We start from the raw sequence: 26,978 nt of genomic DNA on the forward strand, positions 1-26,978 counted from the left end.
TTTTTTTAGTATAAATAATAAAAATACACCGGCAGTAAAAAAAAGAAACGGCAGCGTATAGTAATATAATACACTGCCGTTTTTTTTTAGGCTGATTTTGACAAAAACCTTTGTTTCTTTTCGGATATATATTCTCTACAAATAGGTATCTACAAAACGTTGGCACTCGGCTTTTATTTGTGCTCTTACCTGCCTGAATTGCTCATAAATTGCTACTTCTGTGCCTATTGCCTTAGCCGGATCGGGAAAATTGTAATGGATTTTTTTTGCTTTTGTTGAAAAAAAAGGACATCTTTCTTTTGCATTATCACAAACGGTAATAACAAAATCAAAATCTACACCAATATATTCTTCCACGTTGTTGGAGGTATGATGCGAAATATCAATCCCATCTTCTTCTATGAGCAATAGCTCTGGGATTCACGCCGTGCGTTTCTACTCCGGCACTATACACCTCCGCCCTATCGCCTGCAAAAGTCGCAAATACGCCTCTGCTATCTGGCTTCTGCAACTGTTGCCCGTACAAAGTACCAATATTTTCTTTTTATTATCCATTTTGGGATTCTTCGTTATTTTTCATCAAACACAAGCAAAAATTCCCGCCGCCATTGCAAAATTTTAACAGCAATCGGGTTGGCAGCAACTTGATTGTTTTTCGGCATAAACAGTGATGCTGTAAATGATATTTTTGTTGGAATGATAAATGGCGATTTCTTCATCATTGAGATAATTTTTCAGAATATCATCGGGTACTACAATCAATTTTTCTTTTTGAAGGGTGATGTTTTTAAATCCGGTATTTTGTATAATTTGCAGGTAATCGTCTTTGGCGATGGCACTGGCTACGCAACCTGCATACATTTCGGCGGCATTTTTGATATTTGCAGGCAACTCGCCGGTAAGCACAATATCCGAAATACTGAAATGTCCGCCGTTTTTCAGAATACGATACACTTCGCCAAAGGCTTTGGGCTTGTCGGGCACTAAGTTCATCACACAATTACTTACCACCACATCGGCTACATTGGCACTAACCGGAATTTTTTCAATATCGCCATACCTAAATTCCACATTGTTGTAGCCCAATTTTTCGGCGTTGGCTCGTGCCTTTTCTATCATCGCCTCCGTAAAATCGATGCCTATTACTTTGCCGTTTTCGCCGGTTTCGTGGCGTGCCACAAAGCAGTCGTTTCCTGCACCGCTGCCCAAATCCACCACTGTATCGCCCTTTCTGATTTTTGCAAATTCGGTGGGCAAACCGCAACCCAATTTTAAATCGGCAGCTGCATGGTAGCCGTCCAAATGCTCATATTCATCGTTCATAATATTATATACTTCGGTGCTGCAAGCTCCGCTGCCACAGCAGGAAGCAGCATTGACGGCTTGGTCTTGTAAAGCAATTTCGCTGTATTTTTGCTTTACCATCTCTTTGATTTCTTCGTTATTTTGCATGGAAAATATGTTTTTTTTATTTTGAATGAATTAACAACATTTTTTTCTGTTTAAAATTTGCTCATATAATTGTGTTATATACTCCTGCAATTGTTGCAAGGTATTTTCATCTACACAATAACAAATAGCATTGCCTTCAATATTTCCTTTAATGATGTTCGCATTTTTAAGCTCCCGCAAATGCTGCGACACGGTAGGCTGCGCCAAAGGCAATTCGTTTACAATATCGCCGCAAATGCAAGTATCCACACTGAGCAAATACTCAATAATGGCAATGCGGGCAGGGTGTCCGAGTGCTTTGGCAATATTGGCTACACGGTTTTGGCTTTCGGTAAAATGTTCAGTTTTGCTTGCGCCCATTGTATTATTAGTTTAATATTGCAATATTGCGATAAAGTTTACACATCTCCAATTTTTTTTACCCTTTTTATTCATCATTCAAATTCTGAACTTCCTTTTTATAGCCATACCTATCGTTTTCGTAGGTTCACCTACCTTTTTGGTAGGTACTACCTTGCTTTTGGGTAGGTGCTCTTTGCCTTTTCGTAGGTTCACCTACCTTTTTGGTAGGTACTACCTTGCTTTTGGGTAGGTGCTCTTTGCCTTTTCGTAGGTTCACCTACCTTTTTGGTAGGTACTACCTTACTTTTGGGTAGGTGCTCTTTGCGTTTTGTAGGTTCACCTACCTTTTTTGGTAGGTGATGCTTTGCTGGAGATAAGTACACTTAGATTCTTTATTTTTTCTATAAAAAATTTAGCATATAACGCCATTACAATAAAACAATCTATTAATTGCGTGTTCCTGATGCGGGTTTTCTCGAATAAAAATCGGAGAGCAACAGAAAAAAAAAAAAGCAAAAGCGGCAGATCTTATGAAATCTGCCGCTTTGCTTTGTAATGAAATTGTGTTATGGTTTATAAAAATGGCTGTATTAGCGTTTAATAAAACGTTGATGCAAAGTTTGTTGTGCATCACCAACCTCTAACCAATATACCCCTGCCGACAACTGACTCATATCCAAAGTGAAAGTATTTTCGCCGCTATGGGCTTCTGCCTGTTGTATGCTCAATATTTTTCCTTCTATATTGCTAACCTGTATGCGTACAGTTTCGTCAGCAACGCTTTCCAACACCACTGTCAATACATCATTTACCGGAACAGGAGATACGCTCAACAATTGGAATGTTTCGGGTTGGCGATAGAGCGTCACTATGCGCGAAGCCGTTTCTTGTCCGCTTTCATCGCGTATCAATAATTGATAGTAAATAGTTCCTTTTTTAAGGTCTTTATCTTCAAAGGTATAGTGTTGGGTGGCATTGCTGTTTTCAGTGCCATTGATACGGGCAATCTCTTTAAACGCTACGCCATCAAAAGAGCGCGTGAGGATATATTCGTTTTTGCCGCTTTCGGTGGCACTTGCCCACGAAAGTACATTAGCATCGCTGCGCACAGTTCCTTCAAAATACAACAAATCCACTGCTAATTTATAACAAGCCACTATCTCCTGTGCTACATTATCAGCCGCACAACCCGCTTGGTCAGATACTGCAATAGTATAAGTAGAGCCGTCAGGGAAAGTATTTACCAAAAAATTGTTCGGCATACGAAATAGAAGCATCATCATTATAGTCGCCTTCTATAATATAGTAGCCGTCCTGCGCTTGCCACCATAGGTATTCAGGCAAGCCGCCCGTAATACCTGCAAACACCTGAAATTCTCCCAAATCATTCAAACACTCTATACTATGATAAATAACGATAGGCTCTAAAAATACCACCGGTGTTCCTGCTGCAATTTGAGTACAATTATCATTCAAATCCACCATTCCATTGCCGATAGCATTACCCGCCACCGCCGAAATATAATAAATGGTATTGCGCGAAGGCACATCGGAAGCCGTAAAAACACCTGTGCTATTGGAGGCAAAAATAGTACCCGCCGAAGCATCAGCCGTAGAATGTATAATGTACATCAAAGCATCATCTTCTTCTAATACGGGTGTTCCGACAATAACGGCAGACTGCGCCGTGCCGCCATCACAAATATACTGAATAGATGCCGGCATTGTACCTGCTTCGGCATCGCAGGGGTCGCAATATGGCAAACCAAAGGTAAATTGTGATAAACAACCGCTTTCGCTGTCGCTTACAGTCACCGTATGCACCATACCATCACCCAACATATTGATAGTAGCACTCGGATTAGCCGCCGATAATTGTACAAAAACACCGCTATTGTTCATCACCGTAATTGTGCCGGTGCTTTGAGTAGTAAATCCGCTCAAATTAAACGTCACCGGAATATTGCCACTGCCGTCATCTATACAATCACCTATACCCACATATATTTCGGGGGCATTATATACCGTCACATTTTGCGTGGCATATTGCACACAGGCAAAATCGCCAAATACAATATGTTCAATCGTAATGGTATTTGCATATTGGTTCAAAGGCATACCGCTAATAACCACACTGTTTTCCTGCGTATTATAATAAGGTTGTCCGTTTACGGCTACATTGTATTGCCCACCCAAGCTCACTGCCGAAATACCGATTTCAGTATCATTGGAGCAATATACATTCATAGAAGTAGTAAAAGCAGGGTCGGGGAGAGGGAAAATTTTTACTTTTTGGGTAAAAGAAGTCGCACAATCACCTTGCCCCACCGTATAAGTAACATAATAATTACCGGGTTCTAAACCATCTATGGTAAAATAACCCGTCACAGGGTCAATATTAATACCCTCAGAAGACCAAGTACCACCGGGCGTATTGGGTGTAAATGCAGTATATACATCATCGCCGTAGCAGAAATTACCGTCAGAAAAATAAGCATCGGCATTGCCGCCTATCAGCGTAACGGTTTTGGTGATGGTATCGTTGAGGTTGCAGGCATCAGGGTTAGAGGCGATAAGCGTTACTAAATAAGTGCCTTCGGCTTCGTAAGTAACAGTAGGGTTGGTATCAGTAGAAGTGATGCCGTTGCCAAAATCCCAAAAATAGCCCACCGCTTCGGTGCTGGTATTTTCAAAGGTCAGCGTTTCGGGGGCGCAGCCTGTTTCGGGAACAATAAAATCTGCTGTTACCAAATTAGGTTCAAAGGCAAATTTGATAGCACCCATATTACAGTTAGGGCTGCCGTTTTCGGGAGACCACACGCCCGGAGTTGTCGGGAAATTATTGCCACCGCAAGCAGCGCACACCGCCTGATATATTACACCTTCTTTGTCAAAACGGCTCGTTCCGCCATCTACGTGTTCTGCTGCCATAGGCGAACCAAAGAAAGTAGCATAATTCAAAGAGGCGGCGTTGGGTTCTAAGACCATAAAACAAAAATCGCTGCCATCGGTATTACTTTGATAAGCATCAGGCGTAATAGGCAAGCCTTGCGTATTGCCGCCCGTAGAGTTTACGGCACCGCCCCAGCCGGATATATAAATTTTTCCGCATTTATCCACTAAAAACGCCGAAGGCGAAATATTGGAGTTGGTGTTAGTACCGGCTCCGAATACCGTAGAGAACACTGAATTATTTAATTGCGAACCGAGTTTTTGAATAAACTGTCTGCCATTGGCATTGGAATATACGCCTTCCGATACCGGATAGTTGCCGCGAGAAATGCCATATACATATACAAATCCCGCATTATCCAATTCTACAAAATAAACTTGGTCAAATTGAGTAGTACCCAAAAAAGTGCTGTTTAATACCGCACCGCCATCATTGGATATGTGCGCTACAAAACCATCTACATTACCGTTTTGTACTTCATCAAAACCATCAATTACGGGAAAATCGCTACTGCTTGTACCGCCGCCTACATACACATTTCGGCTTCGTCTATTTTAGCGGAATATGCTCCATCTGCATCGCTGCCACCCAAATAGGTAGCCCATTGCAGCGTGCTCAAATCCGCCGAAAATTTGGCAACAATTCCGTCCTGACCACCCTGAAGCGTACTTTGATAAGCATTATTGCTCGCCGGAAAATCATCGGATAAAGTGCTGGAAACGATGACAATATTATCATTCGCATCTAATACCACTTCGCCACGCGCAATATCGCCATAGTTATAGTTCAGTTGCAAGGCTTCGTTGAAGCCGTCATTGTGGCTGCCACCCAAATAAGTACCACCGGTGAGCGCGCCGCCATCTGCCGAAAATTTCGCAACGACAATATCGCTGCCCAGATCGTAGCCTACATTATTCAAATCGCTCGAAATACCGCCGTTGAACGTGGCATCATAAGCATTGGAAGGAAGAGGAAAATTTTCAGAAGCCGTAGTGCCCAATACAATCAATTCATTGTTGCTATTAACAATGAGGCTGTGCGGAAACTCGCTGCCCGCCCCGCCCAAGTAGGTTGAATACACCAAATCAGTGCCGTCCGGTGTGTATTTGGTAATGGTAATATCTGTTCCTGAAATATTAAAAAACGGGTCGCCGCCGCCGTATTCCTGCGAAAACGCACCGATAGTCGTAGGATAACCGTCATTTACGCCATACGAAAAAGGGTCAAAGCCGATACCGCCGCCGTAAAAATTACCATCTACATCATAGGTAGCGGTGCTACCCCAGTTGTCGGCAGCAGCTCCGGTGAGCGTAGCAAATACGATTTCGGGGTCAATAATCAAAGGGAGGCTGCTATTGTAACCATCGGGAAACGAAAAACCGATAGCTCCGTTGCTGAATATATATTCACAGGCAACTTTTTGTTGCACACCATTCACAATTTGATAGCTGTAAGGCGATTTTTGTATCAGTGTTTCAATGGAAGTTTGCAAATGAAGCTCACCGTTTTTGAGCATCAAGCCGTCCAAACCATTAAAACGCAGCAAAATCTGGTTGGCATCGGCGTTGGGAGCTACGATAAAATCATATTTAATATGACCATTTTTGCTGTACACATCCATATCTACACCCTCGTATAAGTTCAAAAGTCGTGTTTGGCGATACACTGGTACATGAGTAGCCCAACGGCTCGGTTTATTGCCTAAATAATAATTGCGATAAGAATCGTAAGCTGCTGCCCCTTCGCTTTCGGCGGCGGCAGCACCTACAAATTCTATATTAAAAAAATGATAATCCAAAGCACTCACATCCTCTTTGGCAACGTGCCCGTGTTTTACTTCTTCTATCAATTCCAAGTGCTCGGCGCAATGAGCATAAAATGGAGCTTGTTCTTTTCTACGAGCATTTTGCCGTGATTCAACTCTGCGCGATACCAAATACGGCTGTCCCATTGCCCCTTATTGGCAGTAAGTTGTAATTGAGAGCCATCAGGCGAGCCACCTTCTTCGGCACTTAAATATACAAAAGGCAAATGTAACAACAGAAAAATGTAAAATAATTGATTTTTCATATTAATTTATTTTAACATATATTATAATCTAATACAAATAATTATTAATAGCGTAAAGGAACAAATTTTTTTACAGTAAAGCTATTTTTTTTATAAACTTTTGTTAAAAGTGTCTGTATTAAAGTCAATTTTATCGTTATTATCCGACCTCAGCTGCGAATGAATAATTTTTAGGTGAATAATTTTTGATTTTTAAAAGTATTGTCGTGATATCTTCGTATTTTCACGTCCAATTTTAAACATTCATTATTAATTATGAGTACACACAATCAACTTCAAGACGCTCATTTTGAGCTTAAACTTTGGATTAACGAATTACTGTTTTTCAAACAAGAAATTGGCTTGTATGAAAATTATTTGGGCGGATTAGCTAATAAAAATACTTCCAACGAAATGTTTGCCCAATTGGAGCATTTTCAAAATCAGTTCATTCGTCAAAAAGAAGTAAATGACGAATTGCGCCACGAACTCAAAGCCCACGAAAACCATCTGGAAGCGCTGAGTGAATTGAACAGCGGCGATGCCGAAAGCCAGCATCACCATAGTTTGAAAGAAAAAGTGAGTATCTTCAAAAAAATATACGGCGAATTGAAAGAGGATTTTTATCGTTTTGCTGCCACTTGGGATAAAAAATAAGCAAGTGCTTTTTTTGTTTTTTTCTACCGCAAATATGGCAATACTCAGCAAAAGTATTGCTTTATTTGCGGTTCTTTTTTTATTACTTATTTTTCAAAGCCTTATATCACCACATCTCAAATTATGGCTTTTTCCGACTTGTTGCAGGCTACTGCGGCTCTTACTTTCATACCCGGCATCGGCGATACCACCGCCAAACTCCTCATCAGCTATTGCGGCGGTGCTGCCGAAGTATTCCGTGCCTCCAAACGCGACCTGCTCCGCATCAATGGCATTGGCGAAAGCACCGCCGACAGTTTGCTCCTCCACAAAAACAATGCCCTGCACCGCGCCGAACAAGAACTGACCTTTGCCGAAAAAAACGCCATTCAAGTATTGCCTTTCAACGATAAGAGCTATCCCTACCGCCTCAAAAATTGCCCCGACAGCCCTTTGTTGCTCTATTATAAAGGCACTGCCGACCTGCAAGCGCAGCGTATGGTAGCTATTGTGGGTACGCGCCGTCCCAGCGATTACGGGCGCGAGTGGTGTGTGCAGTTGCTACAAGATTTAGTGCCTTATCATACCTGCATTGTAAGTGGTTTGGCGTATGGCATTGACCAGACAGCGCATAGTGCCGCCGTAAAAAACCAAATTCCCACTATCGGTGTACTGGCACACGGCTTAGACCGCCTCTATCCGGCGGCGCATAAAAATCTCGCTCAAAAAATGCTCGAAAATGGCGGTTTATTGAGCGATTTTCCCAGCCAAACCCAACCCGATCGCGAAAATTTTCCGCAGCGCAATCGTATTATTGCCGGTATGTGCGACCTCACTATCGTGGTAGAAACCGCTCTCAAAGGCGGCTCTATGATTACGGCATATTACGCACAAGAATACAACCGTGATGTGGCGGCACTCTGCGGCAGAAGCACGGATATTGCTTCGCAAGGCTGCAATTTGCTGATAAAAAAGAACATAGCAGCATTGGTAGAAAATGCCGAAGATATTGCTAACCTGATGATGTGGGAAAAAGATGACCTTTCTTCCGCATCAAAGCATACTATTCAGCGACCGCTTTTTGTGGATTTAGGAGATGAAGAAAAAGCCATTGCCGAGGCTCTCCAACAAGAAAACGACACCTCCCTGCATATCGATGTACTCGCTGCCCGACTTCAATGGAGCAGTAGCACATTGGCAGCAAAATTATTGGGAATGGAATTGTTGGGATTAATAAAAAGAATGCCCGGAAATTTGGTTCGTTGGGTACGATGATATTGCTTTGGTTTCATTTTTAACGTTTCCAAGTGAAGCCGTAGCGCACTAATTTGGGCGTACCCGGATACACACCTTCCAAAATAACCGCATCGCCCGAATGCAACTGTGCCAACTGATTGAAAAAGTCTTCTACTGATTTCACCGATTCATTATTGATGCGGTTAATGATAAAATTGGAGCGCATCGTGGTATTATTTTGCAAAAGCCCTGCATTCAGACGAATTAAACGAATACCATGTCGCAATCCCAAACGATTGAGTTCATTGGTCGGCATTTCCTCCAATTTTGCACCCAATAAATTCTCCATTTCAATACGATTATCAGTAAGCAAGCCTTCGCCCTGATTGGTATTGCGCAGCATAATATCGGTAAAATATTCTTTTCCTTTCCGCCATACCGTCAAAGATACAATTTCTCCCGGTCGGAAATTGGCTATTTTTTCCTGATAATCTGCCGTAGAATTGACTACAAAACCGTTGATTTCTATAATAACATCGCCTTGTTGTAATTTTGCACTTTCGGCAGCACTCCCCCGCGATACACCCGCTACATATACGCCGCGTGTATTTTTCAACAGTAATTGCTGGCGCATATTTTCGTCTATATTTTGTACGCTTGCGCCTAATACCGCCCTTTGCACATTGCCGTAGTAGCGCAGGTCGTTGATGATTTTTTGGGTAAGGTTGGCAGGAATAGCAAAAGAGAAACCCGAATATTGCCCGTGCGAAGTGGCAATTGCGGTATTTACGCCCACCAATTCGCCGCGCAAATTTACCAATGCACCGCCACTGCTGCCCTGATTGACAGCGGCATCGGTTTGGATAAAGGATTCTATTGCGGTTTCGCCTTCAATCAATCCCAAACTTCGTCCCTTGGCACAAACAATACCGGCAGTGACGGTAGAGTTGAGATTAAACGGATTGCCCACCGCCAATACCCACTCGCCCACCCGCAAAAGGTCGGAATTGCCAAAATTGGCATACGGCAGGTTGGCGGCATTTATTTGTATAAGTGCCAAATCGGTATCGGGGTCAGTGCCAATCAAAGATGCCGTATAGGTTTGTTTGTTTTGTAATGTCACCTGAATTACATCACCCTGCTCTATAACGTGGTTATTGGTCAAAATTAAGCCGTTGGACTTGATGATGACACCGGAGCCGGTGGCGATTTTGTCGGTATTTGTATTATTGTTGTTGTAAGGTGCGGTAGCGGGCAGTGGCTCAAAGTCGGTATTGCCGAAATTGTAAGGATTGCGTCTGCCTACGCTGATGTGTACCACAAATGCCGTGGCACGCTCGGCGGCTTTGGTAAAATCAGCTAAGGTATAGGGTAATTGTGCATCGGGAACCAAAGCGGCAAAGCTGTAATCCAGCGGCACCTCGTTGCGTAGTACGACTACTTGTGCTTTATACTCCAAAAAGCGATACACCAATACCCCACCTATTGCGCTTACAAAGCACAACAGCAATAAGAATATGGTTTTTCTCAATTCGGCGGTAGTCATATCTCACATCAAGCATTGGCTTTTTTATATCTATCAAAAATCGGGCTAATTTTCATATATGTTGTTTTTTTTTATTTGTATTTTTAAAAAAAGCTGCTTTTTATTGAAAAAAAATTATAAACTATATTTTTATCAAAAAATATTGTCACCGTGCATATCCGTCATAGTAGCAAGATATGTTGAATTTTAAAGACAACATCTGCTACATCTGTTTACAAACTACCAAATATATCATCTCATACATAAAGTACACCTAACAATAAAACAACACAATACATTCATTTTTAAATATTTAATGCAAATTTATTTAAAATTTTGTTGAAGTATCCGAAGGATAAAATTTTTCTGCCAATATATAATTTTTATATTCAAAAAAGCGGTAGCCCGTCAGTTGCTCCAATCGATACAGCAGGCGGTCTTTCCATGAGTTTCCGTGCTTATACTGTGCAGGTTGATAATCAAAATGCCAGTCCTGTGCGGCTATACGCGCTTGCATCACGGCGGGAGCTGTACCTGTGAATTTCAATAAATCATCTACTTCGGAGTAGGTAAATTGGGCGGCGACATTGCGCTGTATCCAAGTATCGCTGTGCCAAAGGCGATTGAAATTTTTGATTTTGGCTTGTTGTTTCTGAGGATTTTTTACCCACCCATAATGATACACCGCCGCCGGAATTAATGCAGCTTTTACTTTTTGTCCATTTTTACGAAACCCCTGCGCATCACCGAAAGAGCGCACTTCTCCATTATAACGCAGCACTCGAATTTCGCGGCGATACCAACGCCGTGCCGTGCCCACATAATCATAGCTGCCGTAAAAATGGTGATAATTCAACAACAGAGCTTCTATATCGGTGTGTTCCGAATAATGCTGCATTGCCTGACGTATAACGGGATAATCGGACTCGTGCAATACTTCATCTGCTTGCAAATAAATTGCCCACCGACTGTCGGGAACTATTGCCGCCAATGCTTTGTCGGTTTCCTGTGCCAATACTTGTCCGCCCTGCCGCAAACTGTCGTCCCACACCGAATGTATAATTTTTATTTTTGGCGAAGCAATATTTTCTATCAAGCGCAAAGTATCATCTTCCGACTTACCTACATTTACAATGACCTCATCGCAGAGCGGCAGCATAGACCGGATAGATTCTACCACCGGATAATCATATAGAAGCGCATTGCGCACAAAGGTAAAACCGCTTACTTTCACGTTTAAAGTTGTATTATTGCACAAAAATAGCGATTTTTTAAGCCGTTTTTTTGTTATTAAAATAATTAAATAATTGTAGATTTTGTGTCATTAAAATTTATGAACACTGCAAATATGTACGGAAGCCTCGCTAATGCCGATGAAGTGCTGCTTTTGGTAGAGCAGGTGCTGCGCTACAACGAACAAGCCGAACAAAATGGTCTATTGAAATCGTGTGTGTGCATTTGGGGCAAGCATGGAACCGGAAAAACGGAATTAGTGCAGTATATCGCTCAAAAAAACGGTTTGCAATGTTGCTATGTGGCGGCGGCGCAATTGGAAGAAATGGGCGACTGGCTCGGTATGCCCTTTATTGACGACAGAAAACGCACGCACTTTGCGCCGCCGCAGTGGGTGCCGCAAACAGCAGGTGGCATTCTGCTCCTCGACGATTTTAACCGCGCCGAAGAGCGCATCATTCGCGGATTGATGCAACTGCTCCTGCAACAGCAACTGATGAGTTGGAAACTACCGCCGCGGTGGACTGTCATCTGCACCGCCAACCCCGACAACGGCGACTACGCCGTGAGCCGCTTAGATGATGCCCTCCTCACACGGCTGCTCCATATTTCCTTGCGCTGGGACACCGCCTCGTGGGTGCGCTGGGCACTACGAAACGGCATCGATACTCGTTGCATTGCTTTTGTACAGTTGCAGCCCAATTTGATGCAGGCGGGCGAGCGCACTACACCACGCACACTCACACAATTTTTTTCACATTTGAGCCATATCCCTGATTGGGAACAACAAAAATTTTTGGTAGCCCTAATAGCGCAAGCCTGCTTAGACGACAATACGGCAGCAGCTTTTATGGGATTTCTGGAAGAAGACCTCCAACGCCTCGTATCGCCTCAGCAATTATTGAGTTGTATCAATTTTGAGCAGGAAATAGCACCGCTTTTGTCGGAGCAAGGGCAACGCATTGATAAATGGGCAGCCCTAATACAACACCTTTATTTGTATATACACGAACAGCCGCAGCATATTTTAACGCCACAAGCCCTGAATAATTTGTATGCACTGCTCACACACTCCGCTTTGCCCGCCGATTTGCGCTATGTGCTGATGCGGCAATTAGCGGGTATTCCGCATAGCGGCTTGCAACAATTACTGGCAAAACCCGAATTGCACCGTTTTTTATTGATGGTATAAAAAGAAATCACATTCCGTTTTTTTGGAACTAATTATAATACCTTGTTGTTACATAAAAAGTTTATTAAAAAATGATACCCTTGCGAAAAAATACTACTTTCACCGCAACTTTTTTATCAGGTTATCGTCTAATTTTTTACGTTTATTAAACTTTCTAAAAAAACAATCTTTTATTAATAATATGAGTATGATGTATTGGCTGATTATCGGCGTATCTATGGCGGCGAGTGCTTTTGTGAGTTATATGCTGAAAAAAAGATTTCAGGAATATTCGCAAATGCCTCTGAGTTCGGGAATGACCGGTGCTGAAGTAGCAGAGAAAATGCTGCGCGATTATGGTGTAAATGATGTACGCGTAATTTCAGTACCCGGACAACTGACCGACCACTACAATCCGATGGACAAAACCGTAAATCTGAGCGACTGGGTATATGCACAACGCACCATTGCGGCGGCGGCGGTAGCAGCACACGAATGCGGACACGCCGTACAACACGCCACAGCCTATTCTATGTTGGGCTTGCGCTCCAAAATTGTACCGATGGTAAATGTCAGTTCCAGATTATCACAATTTGCGATAATGGCAGGTATTGCATTATATGCAGGTGCAAAAATTCCTTGGGTATTGATGTTGGGTGTGGCTTTATTTGCCGTTACCACTTTGTTTGCTTTTATCACTTTGCCTGTAGAATTTGATGCCAGCCGTCGCGCCTTAGTATGGATTAAGAGTGCAGGTATTGCCGATGGCGAAGAACAACAACAAGCCTTTACTGCTTTGAAATGGGCGGCATCTACTTATGTAGTGGCGGCTTTGGCTTCATTGGCTCAGTTGCTGTATTATGCTTCTTTCTTGTTGAGAGGCAACAACAGAGAATAACTAATATTTCTTCCTGATTTAATATCTCAAAACGGGGCTGTATTCATACAGCCCCGTTTTTATTTTTATAAAGCATTTTTATTCGCTATTTTTATGCTTGCAAAAATTGATCATATCATCTTCCGCCCAACCCGAATTACCTTGAACACAACGACTACTTTTTTACAATCCATTTTGCAGGATATTGATGCAGCGCGTTTGCCACTGCTCAAAGACGAAGTTTTTGTATTTCCGACCAAGCGCGGCGCACGCTATTTTAAAGATTTATTGTTGCAGCATTTTAAAGAACATACTTTTTTCAGTCCTGCCTTGTTGAGTATAGAGGAATTGATGCAGCAAATCAGCCGACAAAAAACAGCCCCCGATTTGTACCTCATCATCACGCTGTACGATACTTATACACAAATTTATCAACAACGTTATCCCAAAAAGCAACCTTTGACAATGGAGTTGTTTTTTTCGTGGGGGCAAACGCTTTTGAAAGATTTTGATGAAATTGATAAATATTTGGTGAATGCTGCCGCTTTGTATGGGCGTATTTATGACGAAAAAGGCATTGAAAGCGAATTTGGGGCAAATGAAGAAGCGATTGAAGCAATGAAGCGTTTTCGTACTACGCTCACCGCCGAAGAAAAAACCGAACTGATGCACCGCTTTTTGGAAATGTGGCAGATTTTGGGCGATTTATATACCACCTTTCGCCAACGTCTTGCCGAAAGCGGACGTGTATATGAAGGTATGTTGTACAGCACCGTATTAGAGTGTATCAAAGATGAAACCGCACCCCTACCCTACCGACATTTTACTTTTTGTGGTTTCAACGCGCTCTCCAAAGCCGAAGAAACGATTTTTGACCTCCTCCTCCAACGCCGCCAAGCCACCGCCTATTGGGACGCTGACCTGTGGTATATGGAACACAACAAACGGCACGAAGCCGGTGCTTTTTTGCGCCGCTACTTTGAAAAATGGAAACACCTGCCCCTCCACAGCAAGTGGATAATGAGCGATTTTTGGAAACAGCCCAAAAATATAGAAATCATAGGAGCACCGCAGCAGGTAGCACAAGCTCAAAGTGCCGCCCTGTTTTTGCAGCAAATGTCAACTGAGCAACTCCAAAAAAGTGTGTTGGTGCTGGGCGATGAAAGTCTGCTGATGCCGCTATTGCAGCATTTGCCCGCCACTATCGGCAAACTCAACATCACTATGGGATATTCACTGCGGCTCACTCCTATCGGTGTGTTGGCGGAGCAAGTGTGCAGCCTCCACCTTACGCGCCGCGATACCACCGAAAAAACCTACTTTTTGAGCGATGTCTGCATTAATTTGCTAGAAAATCCTTTATTGCAAGACCTCCATCTTGAAGATAGTATCGCTACTTTGCACACGTGGCGCACACAAACGCGCTCCGATTATTTTTACCGCGAAACGCTGTTAGAGAAAATAAATCCCGCTTTGCATTTTATTTTTAGCGGCGAGTCCAACGCTCAAAATATAGTGGAAGATTTATTGTATCTGTTTATTTTATTATTTAAATAACAATACAAAGCACGCAAAGATGCCGAAGCAGTAGAAACTGATGATGACGATGAAAACACAAGTGTCGGTGCAGATGACGACAATCGTGTGAGTGAATACAATGTACTCGCGGCTTCGCTGTATCAGGCGTGGCGGTCGGTGCGCCTCATTCGCGAGAGTTTTTACGACAAATTAGCAGAGATGGAGTTGAAACTGCTGCGCCGTTTGCTGCGCGAAGTATTGTATGCTGCCGCTACGCCTTTTGAGGGCAACGATTCAAATTGTCTGCAAATTATGGGTTTTTTAGAAACGCGCACCCTTGATTTTGAACAAGTGATACTACTATCTGCCAACGAAGGTAATTTGCCGATGCCGCGCCAGCAAAACAGTTTCATTCCTTTTTATTTGCGCAAGTTTTTCAAAATGCCCACCTACGAAGAGCAAGATGTGATTTTTGCATATCATTTTTTCCGTTTACTGAAATATCCGCATCAGGTCACACTACTCTACAATACCGAAGCCTCTAAAGACGGCAGCAACAGCGAAAAAAGTCGTTTTTTACAACAATTAATTGTAGAATACAACGAGCAGCAAACAAAAAACAGTGCTGTGCAGATATCAGAAAAAGCGGCATATTCACCTTTCAAAAACAATACACTCGCGCCCACGCCCATCATCATCGAAAAAAAACCGAATATTATTGCTCGCTTGGAAGCCTTATGCAGCGGCAACAGCGAAGACAAAAAATCTTTCCTTTCGCCTACCGCACTCAGCAGCTATCTGAATTGTACTTTGCAATTTTATTTTAAATATATAGCACGTCTGTATCCTTTGGAAGAATACGAAAACGAACTCAATGCGGCTACTTTGGGGTCGGTGGTGCATAGTGCTTTGGAAAATTTATACGGTATGTATGAAGGAAAAATCCTTACCGCCGCCGATATTGAAAAACTGAAAGGGTTGGTTGCAAAAAAAGTAAAAGAAGCCTTGAAAGAAGCCAAATTTGTGCAGGACGAAGCAGAACTGAAAGGCAGAAACTTATTGCTGCGGCGCGTGATAGAGGAGTTGGTGCATAGTGTGCTCGACAGCGACCGCGAATTTCATATTCCTTTTGGGGTGCATAAATTGGAGGATAAACATTTAAAAGCCTTTGTATGGATAAACGAGAGCAGCCGGAAAGTGTGGATCAGCGGCACAATGGATCGGGTGGATAAAATAACGGCAGGAACACCCGACAAGGACACCTATCGTATTGTGGACTACAAAACGGGTATGGTGAAAGATTTCAGCGATACACAAAAAAACACGCTCACCGCCGAACAAATGGTGGATATACTCTTTGAAAATCCCGATTTTAAAGCCAATTTACAGGTGCTTCTGTATGCGTGGATATACTCCAAAAACTACGCCGAACCGGTATTAGCGGCGGTGTATCCTCTGAAAAAAAAGTTAGAAAATGGAATGACGATACTCCTCGAAGGCAAAGATTTGGAAATACAGATGCTGCCCGTTTTTGAGGTGCATTTAAAAAAAGTGCTGGAACAACTTTTTGATACCGCCGAGCCATTTCGCCAAACCGAAGACTGGAAACGCTGCCGCTATTGCGATTACCGCGAAATTTGCCGTATTCCCGAAGAAGCACGCAGCTGACTAATAAAAAATATCCCACATATTGCCCCAATACAAAAAGCCCCTGCCAAACGGCAAGGGCTTTTGTTTTTATTCAAAATCTAATTCAATGAAAAAATCAAACAAAAGTAGTCCAGTTTATTCTGATACTACATCAAAATTTACATCTATTTTCACTTCTTTGTGCAATTCAACATGAGCTGAATAAGTACCCAAAGTTTTCACCTCTTCGCTGATGTGGATTTTTCTTCTATCCACTTCTACACCGGTGAGGCGTTTGATGGCTTCAGCCAACTGCACATTAGTAACACTACCAAAAATTTTGTTGGAAGCACCCACTTTTGCGCCCACCGACAAAGGTGTGTTTTGTAAGCGTGCGGCGGTGGCTTTCCACTCTTCCATTTCTTTGGATCGTTTTTTATCCAATTGTTTTATCAATGATGACATGGCGTTTTTGTTGCTTTGGTTGGCAACTACTGCCATTTTGCGAGGCAATAAATAATTGCGACCATAGCCGGGCTTTACTTTTATGGTTTGAAATTTTTCGCCCAAGTTTTCCACATCTTGCAATAATATAAGTTCCATGGGAAATTTGTTCTTTAAGAAGATTAATGAAACAATAAAAAATTAAAAATACCTATGCAACGATGCTTATTTTAATAAGTCAGTTACAAACGGCAATAAAGCAATGTGGCGGGCGCGTTTTATAGCTTGAGCCACGCGGCGTTGAAATTTCAAGGAGTTACCCGTAATACGGCGCGGCAAAATTTTACCTTGCTCATTCAAGAATTTGGTCAAAAACACCTCGTCTTTATAATCTACATATTCAATACCGCTTTTTTTGAAGCGACAATATTTTTTCTTGCGCAAGCCGAGTTTAGGGGCTGCCAAAAATTTTATATCTTTTCTTGTTGCACTCATGGTAATTGTTGTGTGTCTGTTTTTTTTGTGTGTTGGAGAGGAAATAAAATAAAAAATCTGCTACTATTCTTTATCGTCTGTCAAAATAGGTGTGTTATCACCTCCATCAGCAATGGGTTTCACTTCTTCCTCTATTACAACAGCAACAGGGGCAGCGATTACAGCAGTTTCGGCAGCATCGCCGGAAGAAGAAGATTTACGTTTCTTGCCAATCAAGCCGTTACGACGATCTTCGTTGTACTTAACGGCGTATTTATCCAAACGAACAGTCAGAAAACGCAGAATTTCTACATCGCGTTTAAACAATACTTCCAACTCTTCCACCACATTTGAAGGTCCTTGATACTCGCACACAAAATAAATGCCGGTGGTTTTGCGGTTGATAGGGTACGCTAACTGGCGGATACCCCAAAAGTTCTCTTCCAACATAGTACAACCTTTGTCTTGAAGATACTTTAAATAATCAGAGATTTTTTTCTTGGCATCAGCTTCAGACAAAACAGGTGTGAAGATGATAACCGTTTCAAAATTTTTAATTTTAAACATAAAAATTTATCGCACTTACGCTTTGGGTTAAAAAATTAAGTGCGCAAAGGTAAGCCTATATTTTTGATTATACAATGTTTTATATATATTTTTATCACAAAAAGGACATTAAAGTAAAAAGCCCTCTTGTCGCAGATGACAAGAGGGCTTTTTTGTGCGTAATAATAGTATTGTATTAGTTTCTGAGTTTGATGGAAGACAAAATTTGTTCGCCAATACATCTGCCTTGTTCCAATCCTTTTGCGTTGCTGTTGGGGTAATGAATACCGCCATACAAGCGCGAGTCGGCGGCTTCTTGTGCTGCCTCTTCAAAGTTATTGAAAAAGCGCATTGTGCCGATACTGGGATTATTGAGGTGGGTGCGGTCAGTAAACGACATTTCGCCAAATAAATGCGTGAGTATGGCGGAGGCTGCTCCCGAACCGGTGGAGTGTCCTGAGGTATATTCGGGAAACGGCGGCGTACCAATAAACGAAGACCATTCGGGGTGTCCCATAAATTCGCGGATATAGGTAACAGGACGCAGCAAATTATATTTGTATTTGGTGTACCAACAAGTGATGAAAGCATCAGCCAAGGCAATGCTACCCAAAGCATACATTTCGGAGGTGCGCTCCAAGTTCAGGTGCAAATTTTCGGTCATTTGTCCCATAATCATAATCCAGTGTCCGGGAGGTGTTGCAGATTGTCCGGGATTATCTGCCCAATAGTACGCAATATCTTTTTGTTCTTGGGTAAGATTAACAGATACATCATAGACTACTTTTGCTTCGGCATACATTGAAGAGGTTTCGTCTGTGCCGAAAGGAATACTCAAAGGCACTTCACAAGCATTTACATTATACAAAAATATAGGGCGCAACGTACCCCAAATTGGCTCTAAAGCAGTTTGATTGAGTGTAGCGGGGTCCCAATATTCAGGGTGTCCTTCGCGGGAAGGCGATGCGTAGGTCAAATTGCGTGTAATGGAGTAGTTATCGGTATCCACCCAATCTTCTACCACCTGTGCCACTTGCTTGCCGTAAAATTCCGAAGCCGACAATATTTCGCTGCTCAGGGCAGTTTCTGTTTTGCGCTTTGCAATTTGTGTTTCGCGCAAAGTCGCCAACTCGCTCACAGATGCTTCGCTGATATTTGGCAGTGTTTCTACGAGCATATTTTCCATTGTATATGCCAATACTACTGCCCAGTCGTACTGTCGGGTTGCAGAAGGATCGGGAACAGATGTCAAATCGTTCAGCTGCCCTTCCAATGAAACACCGTCTTTTATACCACCTACCACAGCTTCGTGCATAGCTACGCCCATACAACCAAACAAACGCGATGCGGCGGGCGGCGACAATGAATATGTTTTTACCAATTCTGCCGTTTTGTCCATCCACGCTTTGGCATAAGTACCATCTATGGAAGCGGCAGGCGTTGATACTGCTATTGTATTATTATCTTCATCTCGCGTACAAGACGAAAAAGTAAAAACAACAGCCAAAATACTCAACAATACATAGTTTATTTTTCTCATTTTACAATACAAATTAATTTGTTCTAAATGCAGGGGCAAAGTTACGACATCCTTCAATAAAAATGTTTTATTTTTATTTTTTTTCCTTATTTTATTACATATTTTGAACTTTTTTGTCAAAAAAAACTCTAAATAATTTGCTTGTAAATATGATTTTTTTACTACTTTATTGATTAACAGTCTTTCATTAATTATTATTTTTTGCCATTGATATTTTAAAAATAGCGAGGTGATACCGTGGCAATATTCTTGATTAAATCATAAGAGAGCATAATTTCGTGTGTGCTGCCACTGCCGTATTGACGAATATCCGTTAAACTCATATCGTAGCTGTATCCAAAAGTAAATCCCTGCTCAAAGCGGTAGCCCAAAAGAAAGCCCATTGATTCGGGTTTAAAATTTATCTCGTTGGTACGATAGGTAACACCTGCCCAAAATGCGTCTTTAAATAAAATGCTCACGTTGGCATCGGTTTGCAAGGGAGATAAAACGGGTATAGATTTTAATAAAATAGAGGGTTTGAGCTTGAGCATATCTCCTATGGGATATACCACACCCGCCGTAGCCAAATACTGGCGATATTGTTTGGTTACTTTTTTAATTTCATCGCTGCTGTTGTAATCCAGCAAAGTAGGTATCGACACACCTGCATAAAAGCGTTTGTTATAATAATATAACCCCGCCCCAAAATTAGGTTTCAGATAATATTGGTCTTCGCTGAACACAATATCGGGTACGCCCTCGGGCGAAACAATATCGGTCATACGCGAAGAGAAATAAACCAAACCCGTTTGCAAACCCGCCGACAGCGTTCCATCTCCTACTTTGAATTTGTAGGAGTAGCTGCCAAATATACTGACGCGGTTGTGAATACCAATTTTGTCGTTTTCTAAATAAAGTCCCAAACCCACACGGCGTGCATTGCCCACCGGACTATGGGTGCTGAGTGAAAAAGTAACCGGTGCGCCTTCTACACCCGCCCATTGCTGACGATAGAAAAAGGCACTGCTCAATACATCTTTAGTGCCCGCATAAGCAGGATTCAGCACCAAACCATTGAACATATACAAGCTGTATCGCGAATCTTGTTGCGCCCAAGCAGGTGCAATATGAAATGCCCATAAAAGGCAAATGAGGAATATTTTTTTCAGTAACTGCATATTGATTGTATATTATTTTTTTAAAAGTAATTGCTCAAAAAAAAAGAAAAGCTGCTCTGTATTATATATTATATCTGTGTTTTTTTTATAAAAAATATATAAAGTAAAAAAAGGAACGGAAACCACCGCCTCTGGAAAGTTTCCGCCCTTTTTACGTTCATATATGTTACTAACGTTTCACCTCAATAAAGCCATTGAGTGTTTCTGTTTCGCCGCTTTCGCTTTGGAGTTCCAAGAAGTAGAAATAAACACCTTCTACCACTGCTTTGCCATCGGCATTGCCACAACCGTCCCACAACAAGTCGTCTCGGTTAGTGCCTTGTTTTTGGCATACAATATCTCCCCAACGATTCACTACGGTAAATTTGTATTGCGGATAACAATTGGTTTTATCTACAAAGAATACGTCATTTACACCATCATTATTAGGAGAGAAAGCATTAGGCACTTCTACACGGCAGTTAGCTTTGAGGGCTTCTTCGGCAATGTAGGGTTGTAGAATATTCAGATATACGATAGCGGTTGAAACATTTCCTTGTGCATCAGTTACGGTATAAGTAAAACTGTCGTTGCCGTCAAAACCTGACACCGGACTATATACAACTGTTCCGTCTTCTGCTACGATTATCGTTCCGTTTTGCGGCTGCGTGAAAGCAGATACCACAGCGTTGTTGGCGTTGATGTCGTTTTCCAAGATATTGAAAGTGCTTTGGCTACCATTGTTGCCATCAAAGTCAATATCATCATCGGCTGCTGCCAAACCTTCGCAAATACCTACCATTACTTCTACATCATAATGCTCGCACATAGTGCCATCAAGCGTACACATCGTAATACGAATGGTATCTACACCTTGGAAAGCAGGCAAAGCAGTATATTGCAGACAAGCACCACCGAGTATGGTAATACTGCAATTGTAGGTAGTTTCAGCTTCAATAATTTCAACATTGCTTTCTTCCATACCACATAAATCCAAGCAAACAGCTTGTGGCTCTACGGGTTCAGCACATATACTTTGGAAGGTAACACAATCCGAAGGTTCAGGAGTGCCGCAGCCTTGCGGAGCATTTATAGAAACTCCATATCCACTACAATCTGTTTGAGCATCTTTTACCAAAATAATATAACCGCTACTGTTAAGTGGTAAGGATATATTTACCCCATTGCCTGTAAAGTTATATTGTTGTGTGTAGTTATTGGCACCTTCTACAACCGCGATATAAGCACCTGTGCCGCCTGTAGCATTTACTGCTACACTATATGAAGCATTATTGCTATTGCAAACAGGTGTACCTACTGTAAATTCAGGTGCATTGCCTACAGTAATCGTTACTTGGTCGGTATCAGTGCAGCCTTGTGCGCTGGTAACAGTAACAGTATAAGTAATGCTTTGTGTGATATTGCTTACGATTGGGTTAGCAATATTAGGATTACTCAAACCCGTAGTCGGCGACCACGCATAAGAAGTGCCGCCACTGGCATTAAGTTGTGTACTCAACACTCCTAAACCTGCGCATAGCGTTTGGTCAGCACCGGCATTAGCTCCCGTAAATGTATTACCAACTGTTACAGTTACTTCATCGGTATCGCTACAGCCATTGGCATCGGTTACTGTTAATGTATAAGTTGTGGTAGCTGTAGGGCTTGCAACCGGATTAGCGATGCCGGCATTGCTCAAGCCCGTAGCAGGCGACCACGCATAAGAAGTGCCGCCACTACCACTCAATGTTACAGAGCCACCCGGACAAATGCCTTGATCAACACCTGCATTGGCTTGGATTGTGCAAGGTTCAGGTGTGCCATCACAATTTCCTACATAAATATTAATGATTATTTCATTACAATTACCCACAGCATCACAATAAGTGACGGTTACATGGTCGGTTAAATTTACAAAAGCCGGAAGCGGGATATAGCTGAAGCAATGAGCAGATTCAATATTTACACTGCAATCATACAGACTTGTCAGTTCAGTAATATTGGCATCAGGCATATCGCATAATTCAAGACAAATATTAATTAAGGTTTGCGGTGTAGTGCAATATTCTAATACATCTTGGCAAGGAGTTTCGCAATCAATTACATTAACAGATACTGAATTGGATAAATCAAAGCAACCTTCTAAATTAGCTGCGCTGGCTCCTGTTGTCAATCCCTGCAAACCATTTTCATAAGATATACTCCAAATTAAATAAGTACCTATTGTATTACTCAATGTTACTGTTGCAGTATTGCTTACAGAAAGAATTGTACCTTGGGTATTTGTAACAACATAAGCATGATTAGCTCCCGATGCGCCGGTGGTACTCACATTAATAGTATTAGCGATAGCATCATTGGCACAAATATTTATAGGAGCAGCCGATAATGTGCCGCCGTTTGCAGTACAAACAGGAGTACAATCTTCAATAAATGATACATAAGTATCAGATATATCAAAACAAGCACCACTGACAGCAGAAAGATTATCTCCTACATTCAAACCATTTATACTTCCTGTATATACAACAGAATATACTCTTAAAGTAGTTGCCGTAGCACTGCTGATGGTGAATGTGCTGCTGTTTGATATTAATATAATTTCACCATTTGATTTTGTGACTAAATATTTAAGATTATCTCCGGTGCTGCCACTGCTCAAAACAGTAACAGTTGCATTATCAGCACCTGCACACCAAGTATTGGTAGAGCTGCTGATAAGCCCGCCCGCACTTATTTCGCAAGTTGGAGTCGGTGCATTGAAAGTAATACTTACAGTAGCAACTGCATCATCACAGTCCCCATTATTATTGATAGTCCATGTAAATATATAAGTACTGTAGGCAGGAACCGTCACAGTAGTATTCGGGTTGTTTACATTTGCAAATACTGCACCATCAACTCCGCTCCAAGTTCCTGTAGCAAATTGTGGAGTATTGGCGTTCAATGTATAGGTTAATGATTCTACTGTGGCAGAAGCACCTGCATAAGCAGTAGCATCATATTGTGTAAATGTAATGGCTACCTGATCGTTGCCACCACCACAAGCACCGCCGCCGTTTGCTGTCCATGTAAATACATAGTAGCCCGGTGAAGATACAGTTACCATTGTGTGTGGGTCATTATTATTGCTAAATGATATACCGCCTCCTACTGCTGACCAAGTACCGCTACCTGTTGCATTGAGCATATAGTTCAAGCCGCAAGTGCTATCATCTGTACCCGCATTCACAGGGCTTCCGTTATTTACAGTTACGGTTACATAATCTACACTTACACAACCGCCCGCATCCGTAGAAGTTACGGCGTAAGTAGTTGTAGCTGCCGGATTTGCAACCGGATTTGCAATATTAGGATTACTTAAACCTACTGTCGGCGACCAAGAGTAATTAGCACCACCACTCGCATTTAACTGTACGCTCTCACCCGCACAAATAGTTTGGTCAGCACCTGCATTCACACCACTTCCTTGTCCGAAAGTAATGAAAACCAAATCACTGCTCGGAGCACAAGTACAATTCGTGGTAATCCATGTAAAAGCATAAGTACCCGGTACTGCAACTGTTACTGTTGCGTGTGGGTCAGTTGAATTAGAGAAAATACCATTTCCAATCCAAGTACCCATACCTACATACGGAGCATTAGCATTCATTGTATAACTTAAACCGCAGGTTGTTGCATCAGGTCCCGCATTTGCAGGAGTTGGGTTGCTGCCAAATTGTACAATCACTTGGTCAAACGAATTACCGCAGACTGCACCTGAAGTGTTCCAATTAAAAGCATAGAAACCATCAGCAGGAACAGTTACCGTTGCGTGTGGGTCATTAATGTTAGAGATAGAAACGCCATTTGAAGGTTCCACTGTCCAATAACCATTACCGCTTGCTTGTAATACAGCAGTATGACCGCATACAGCCATATCATTTCCGGCATTCAATACAACCGGAGGTAATACTGTAACTGTCACTTGGTCGGTATCACTGCAACCTTGTGCATTGGTTACGGTTACAGTATAAGTAGTTGTTGTGCTTGGTGAGGCAATCGGATTGGCAATATTCGGATTACTCAATCCTGTGGCAGGTGACCAACTATAAGTTGTACCGCCGCTTGCGTTCAATTGCGTATCTTCGCCTTCGCAAATAGTTACATCAGCACCTGCTGAAGCATTAGAAGCCGGAGCTACTATTACAGTTACTTCTTCGGTATCACTACAACCGTTGGCATTAGTGATAGTTACCGTGTAAATAGTCGTTGCACTTGGTGAAGAGGTCGGGTTGGCGATATTTGCATTGCTCAAACCATTCGACGGTGACCAACTGTATGTTGTGCCTCCACTTGCCCATAATTGCACTGAGCCGCCTGCACAAATAGTTCCATCACCACCTGCATTTCCATAGACGGGTTCGTTCACAGTCACTGTTACTTGTTCAGTATCGCTGCAACCTTGCGCATTACTAATCGTTACCGTGTAAGTAGTGGTAGCACTTGGTGAGGCGGTCGGGTTGGCGATATTTGCATTGCTCAAACCATTCGACGGTGACCAACTGTATGTTGTGCCGCCACTTGCCCACAATTGTACTGAACCACCTGCACAAATAGTTCCATCACCACCTGCATTTCCATATACTGGTTCGTTCACTGTTACAGTTACTTGTTCAGTATCACTGCAACCTTGTGCATTACTAATCGTTACCGTGTAAGTTGTTGTTGCACTTGGTGAAGCAGTCGGGTTGGCGATATTCGCATTGCTCAAACCATTCGACGGTGACCAACTGTATGTTGTGCCGCCACTTGCCCACAATTGCACTGAACCACCTGCACAAATTGTATTGTTGCCACCGTTTACACCTGCACTGCCATATACTGGTTCGTTCACTGTTACTGTTACTTGTTCAGTATCGCTGCAACCGTTGGCGTTAGTGATAGTTACCGTGTAAGTTGTTGTTGCACTTGGTGAAGCAGTCGGGTTGGCGATATTTGCATTGCTCAAACCATTCGACGGTGACCAACTGTAAGTTGTGCCGCCACTTGCCCACAATTGCACTGAACCACCTGCACAAATTGTATTGTTGCCACCGTTTACACCTGCACTGCCATATACCGGATCATTTACTGTCACGGTTACTTGTTCAGTATCGCTGCAACCTTGCGCATTGGTAATCGTTACCGTGTAAATAGTGGTAGCACTTGGTGAGGCGGTCGGGTTAGAAATATTTGCATTGCTCAAACCATTCGACGGTGACCAACTGTATGTTGTGCCGCCACTTGCCCACAATTGCACTGAACCACCTGCACAAATTGTATTGTTGCCACCGTTTACACCTGCACTGCCATATACCGGATCATTTACTGTCACGATTACTTGTTCGGTATCACTACAACCGTTGGCGTTAGTGATAGTTACAGTGTAAGTTGTTGTTGCACTTGGTGAGGCGGTCGGGTTGGAAATATTTGCATTGCTCAAACCATTCGACGGTGACCAACTGTATGTTGTGCCGCCACTTGCCCACAATTGCACTGAACCACCTGCACAAATTGTATTGTTGCCACCGTTTACACCTGCACTGCCATATACCGGATCATTTACTGTCACGGTTACTTGTTCAGTATCGCTGCAACCTTGCGCATTACTAATCGTTACCGTGTAAGTAGTGGTAGCACTTGGTGAGGCGGTCGGGTTGGAAATATTTGCATTGCTCAAACCATTCGACGGTGACCAACTGTATGTTGTGCCGCCACTTGCCCACAATTGCACTGAACCACCTGCAAATTGTATTGTTGCCACCGTTTACACCTGCACTGCCATATACCGGATCATTTACTGTCACGGTTACTTGTTCGGTATCACTACAACCGTTGGCGTTAGTGATAGTTACAGTGTAAGTTGTTGTTGCACTTGGTGAGGCGGTCGGGTTAGAAATATTTGCATTGCTCAAACCATTCGACGGTGACCAACTGTATGTTGTGCCGCCACTTGCCCACAATTGCACTGAACCACCTGCACAAATTGTATTGTTGCCACCGTTTACACCTGCACTGCCATATACCGGATCATTTACTGTCACGGTTACTTGTTCAGTATCGCTGCAACCTTGCGCATTGGTAATCGTTACCGTGTAAATAGTGGTAGCACTTGGTGAGGCGGTCGGGTTGGAAATGTTTGCATTGCTCAAACCATTCGACGGTGACCAACTGTATGTTGTGCCGCCACTTG

20 protein-coding genes and 1 pseudogene are annotated in these 26,978 nt (G+C 42.5%); 6 read left to right on the forward strand and 15 right to left on the reverse strand.

What is annotated here, in order from left to right; genetic code table 11:
* Positions 1–135: 135 nt before the first annotated feature.
* The 7 genes and pseudogenes from IPL35_07810 to IPL35_07840 form a co-directional block, all read right to left on the reverse strand.
* Positions 136–555: pseudogene (locus tag IPL35_07810) on the reverse strand (arsenate reductase ArsC).
* A gap of 63 nt (positions 556–618) precedes the next feature.
* Positions 619–1,452, reverse strand: coding sequence for an arsenite methyltransferase (locus tag IPL35_07815; GenBank protein MBK8443307.1), 834 nt, complete (start codon positions 1,450–1,452; stop codon positions 619–621).
* Between the two features lie 30 nt (positions 1,453–1,482).
* Entirely contained in the window at positions 1,483–1,812 is a 330-nt protein-coding gene (locus IPL35_07820) for a winged helix-turn-helix transcriptional regulator (protein MBK8443308.1), read from the reverse strand.
* 572 nt (positions 1,813–2,384) lie between these two features.
* On the reverse strand, positions 2,385–3,056 hold the full coding sequence (locus tag IPL35_07825) for a T9SS type A sorting domain-containing protein (GenBank protein ID MBK8443309.1): 672 nt from the start codon (positions 3,054–3,056) through the stop codon (positions 2,385–2,387).
* Positions 3,022–5,283 (reverse strand): PKD domain-containing protein, encoded by a 2,262-nt coding sequence (locus IPL35_07830; protein MBK8443310.1) that lies wholly within the window; start codon positions 5,281–5,283, stop codon positions 3,022–3,024. The genes IPL35_07825 and IPL35_07830 overlap by 35 nt, the downstream gene beginning before the upstream one ends.
* On the reverse strand, positions 5,274–6,602 hold the full coding sequence (locus IPL35_07835; protein ID MBK8443311.1) for a hypothetical protein: 1,329 nt from the start codon (positions 6,600–6,602) through the stop codon (positions 5,274–5,276). Before IPL35_07835 ends, IPL35_07830 begins: the two co-directional genes overlap by 10 nt.
* Positions 6,593–6,817 (reverse strand): hypothetical protein, encoded by a 225-nt coding sequence (locus IPL35_07840; GenBank protein MBK8443312.1) that lies wholly within the window; start codon positions 6,815–6,817, stop codon positions 6,593–6,595. The genes IPL35_07835 and IPL35_07840 overlap by 10 nt, the downstream gene beginning before the upstream one ends.
* Positions 6,818–7,072: 255 nt before the next feature.
* On the opposite strand from IPL35_07840, the gene IPL35_07845 reads away from it, so the two are divergent.
* Positions 7,073–7,453, forward strand: a complete 381-nt coding sequence (locus tag IPL35_07845) for a hypothetical protein (protein ID MBK8443313.1) — start codon at positions 7,073–7,075, stop codon at positions 7,451–7,453.
* A 123-nt stretch (positions 7,454–7,576) separates the two neighbouring features.
* Positions 7,577–8,707 (forward strand): DNA-protecting protein DprA, encoded by a 1,131-nt coding sequence (gene dprA, locus IPL35_07850; protein ID MBK8443314.1) that lies wholly within the window; start codon positions 7,577–7,579, stop codon positions 8,705–8,707.
* A gap of 19 nt (positions 8,708–8,726) precedes the next feature.
* Here dprA and IPL35_07855 read toward each other — a convergent pair whose 3' ends face one another.
* Positions 8,727–10,214 carry a trypsin-like peptidase domain-containing protein gene (locus tag IPL35_07855; GenBank protein ID MBK8443315.1) on the reverse strand — a complete coding sequence of 496 codons (1,488 nt, stop codon included), beginning with the start codon at positions 10,212–10,214 and terminating at the stop codon, positions 8,727–8,729.
* 307 nt (positions 10,215–10,521) lie between these two features.
* Positions 10,522–11,427 (reverse strand): glycosyltransferase family 2 protein, encoded by a 906-nt coding sequence (locus IPL35_07860; GenBank protein MBK8443316.1) that lies wholly within the window; start codon positions 11,425–11,427, stop codon positions 10,522–10,524.
* A 114-nt stretch (positions 11,428–11,541) separates the two neighbouring features.
* Between IPL35_07860 and IPL35_07865 the strand changes: the two genes are divergently transcribed.
* The 4 genes from IPL35_07865 to IPL35_07880 all read left to right on the forward strand — a co-directional run bounded on the left by IPL35_07865 (position 11,542) and on the right by IPL35_07880 (position 16,660).
* On the forward strand, positions 11,542–12,618 hold the full coding sequence (locus IPL35_07865; protein ID MBK8443317.1) for an AAA family ATPase: 1,077 nt from the start codon (positions 11,542–11,544) through the stop codon (positions 12,616–12,618).
* A 187-nt stretch (positions 12,619–12,805) separates the two neighbouring features.
* A complete protein-coding gene (locus IPL35_07870; GenBank protein MBK8443318.1) occupies positions 12,806–13,495 on the forward strand; it encodes a zinc metallopeptidase in 690 nt (229 codons plus the stop codon).
* 141 nt (positions 13,496–13,636) lie between these two features.
* Positions 13,637–15,031, forward strand: a complete 1,395-nt coding sequence (locus tag IPL35_07875) for a hypothetical protein (protein ID MBK8443319.1) — start codon at positions 13,637–13,639, stop codon at positions 15,029–15,031.
* Positions 15,032–15,118: 87 nt separating this feature from the next.
* Positions 15,119–16,660 (forward strand): PD-(D/E)XK nuclease family protein, encoded by a 1,542-nt coding sequence (locus IPL35_07880; GenBank protein MBK8443320.1) that lies wholly within the window; start codon positions 15,119–15,121, stop codon positions 16,658–16,660.
* A 117-nt stretch (positions 16,661–16,777) separates the two neighbouring features.
* Here IPL35_07880 and IPL35_07885 read toward each other — a convergent pair whose 3' ends face one another.
* The 6 genes from IPL35_07885 to IPL35_07910 all read right to left on the reverse strand — a co-directional run bounded on the left by IPL35_07885 (position 16,778) and on the right by IPL35_07910 (position 26,549).
* The gene (locus tag IPL35_07885; protein ID MBK8443321.1) at positions 16,778–17,224 is read right to left on the reverse strand and encodes a 50S ribosomal protein L9; all 447 of its coding nucleotides are present in this window, start codon (positions 17,222–17,224) and stop codon (positions 16,778–16,780) included.
* A 66-nt stretch (positions 17,225–17,290) separates the two neighbouring features.
* Positions 17,291–17,560, reverse strand: coding sequence for a 30S ribosomal protein S18 (locus tag IPL35_07890; protein MBK8443322.1), 270 nt, complete (start codon positions 17,558–17,560; stop codon positions 17,291–17,293).
* A 63-nt stretch (positions 17,561–17,623) separates the two neighbouring features.
* Complete coding sequence (gene rpsF, locus IPL35_07895) at positions 17,624–18,106, reverse strand: 30S ribosomal protein S6 (protein MBK8443323.1); 483 nt, start codon at positions 18,104–18,106, stop codon at positions 17,624–17,626.
* 175 nt (positions 18,107–18,281) lie between these two features.
* The gene (locus tag IPL35_07900) at positions 18,282–19,625 is read right to left on the reverse strand and encodes a vanadium-dependent haloperoxidase (protein ID MBK8443324.1); all 1,344 of its coding nucleotides are present in this window, start codon (positions 19,623–19,625) and stop codon (positions 18,282–18,284) included.
* Between the two features lie 215 nt (positions 19,626–19,840).
* Positions 19,841–20,785: a type IX secretion system membrane protein PorP/SprF gene (locus IPL35_07905; protein ID MBK8443325.1), complete on the reverse strand. Its 945-nt coding sequence runs from the start codon at positions 20,783–20,785 to the stop codon at positions 19,841–19,843.
* A gap of 169 nt (positions 20,786–20,954) precedes the next feature.
* A complete protein-coding gene (locus tag IPL35_07910) occupies positions 20,955–26,549 on the reverse strand; it encodes a gliding motility-associated C-terminal domain-containing protein (GenBank protein ID MBK8443326.1) in 5,595 nt (1,864 codons plus the stop codon).
* Positions 26,550–26,978 lie beyond the last annotated feature (429 nt).

Source organism: Sphingobacteriales bacterium, from assembly GCA_016711285.1.
Classification (GTDB): domain Bacteria; phylum Bacteroidota; class Bacteroidia; order Chitinophagales; family UBA2359; genus JADJTG01.

Bases quoted from the DNA above. Each gene is read 5' to 3' on its own strand.
- IPL35_07815 (MBK8443307.1), bottom strand. From the start codon at position 1,452: ATGCAAAATAACGAAGAAATCAAAGAGATGGTAAAGCAAAAATACAGC.
- IPL35_07820 (MBK8443308.1), bottom strand. From the start codon at position 1,812: ATGGGCGCAAGCAAAACTGAACATTTTACCGAAAGCCAAAACCGTGTA.
- IPL35_07825 (MBK8443309.1), bottom strand. From the start codon at position 3,056: ATGCCGAACAATTTTTTGGTAAATACTTTCCCTGACGGCTCTACTTAT.
- IPL35_07840 (MBK8443312.1), bottom strand. From the start codon at position 6,817: ATGAAAAATCAATTATTTTACATTTTTCTGTTGTTACATTTGCCTTTT.
- IPL35_07845 (MBK8443313.1), top strand. From the start codon at position 7,073: ATGAGTACACACAATCAACTTCAAGACGCTCATTTTGAGCTTAAACTT.
- dprA (MBK8443314.1), top strand. From the start codon at position 7,577: ATGGCTTTTTCCGACTTGTTGCAGGCTACTGCGGCTCTTACTTTCATA.
- IPL35_07855 (MBK8443315.1), bottom strand. From the start codon at position 10,214: ATGACTACCGCCGAATTGAGAAAAACCATATTCTTATTGCTGTTGTGC.
- IPL35_07865 (MBK8443317.1), top strand. From the start codon at position 11,542: ATGTACGGAAGCCTCGCTAATGCCGATGAAGTGCTGCTTTTGGTAGAG.
- IPL35_07870 (MBK8443318.1), top strand. From the start codon at position 12,806: ATGATGTATTGGCTGATTATCGGCGTATCTATGGCGGCGAGTGCTTTT.
- IPL35_07885 (MBK8443321.1), bottom strand. From the start codon at position 17,224: ATGGAACTTATATTATTGCAAGATGTGGAAAACTTGGGCGAAAAATTT.
- IPL35_07890 (MBK8443322.1), bottom strand. From the start codon at position 17,560: ATGAGTGCAACAAGAAAAGATATAAAATTTTTGGCAGCCCCTAAACTC.
- rpsF (MBK8443323.1), bottom strand. From the start codon at position 18,106: ATGTTTAAAATTAAAAATTTTGAAACGGTTATCATCTTCACACCTGTT.
- IPL35_07900 (MBK8443324.1), bottom strand. From the start codon at position 19,625: ATGAGAAAAATAAACTATGTATTGTTGAGTATTTTGGCTGTTGTTTTT.
- IPL35_07905 (MBK8443325.1), bottom strand. From the start codon at position 20,785: ATGCAGTTACTGAAAAAAATATTCCTCATTTGCCTTTTATGGGCATTT.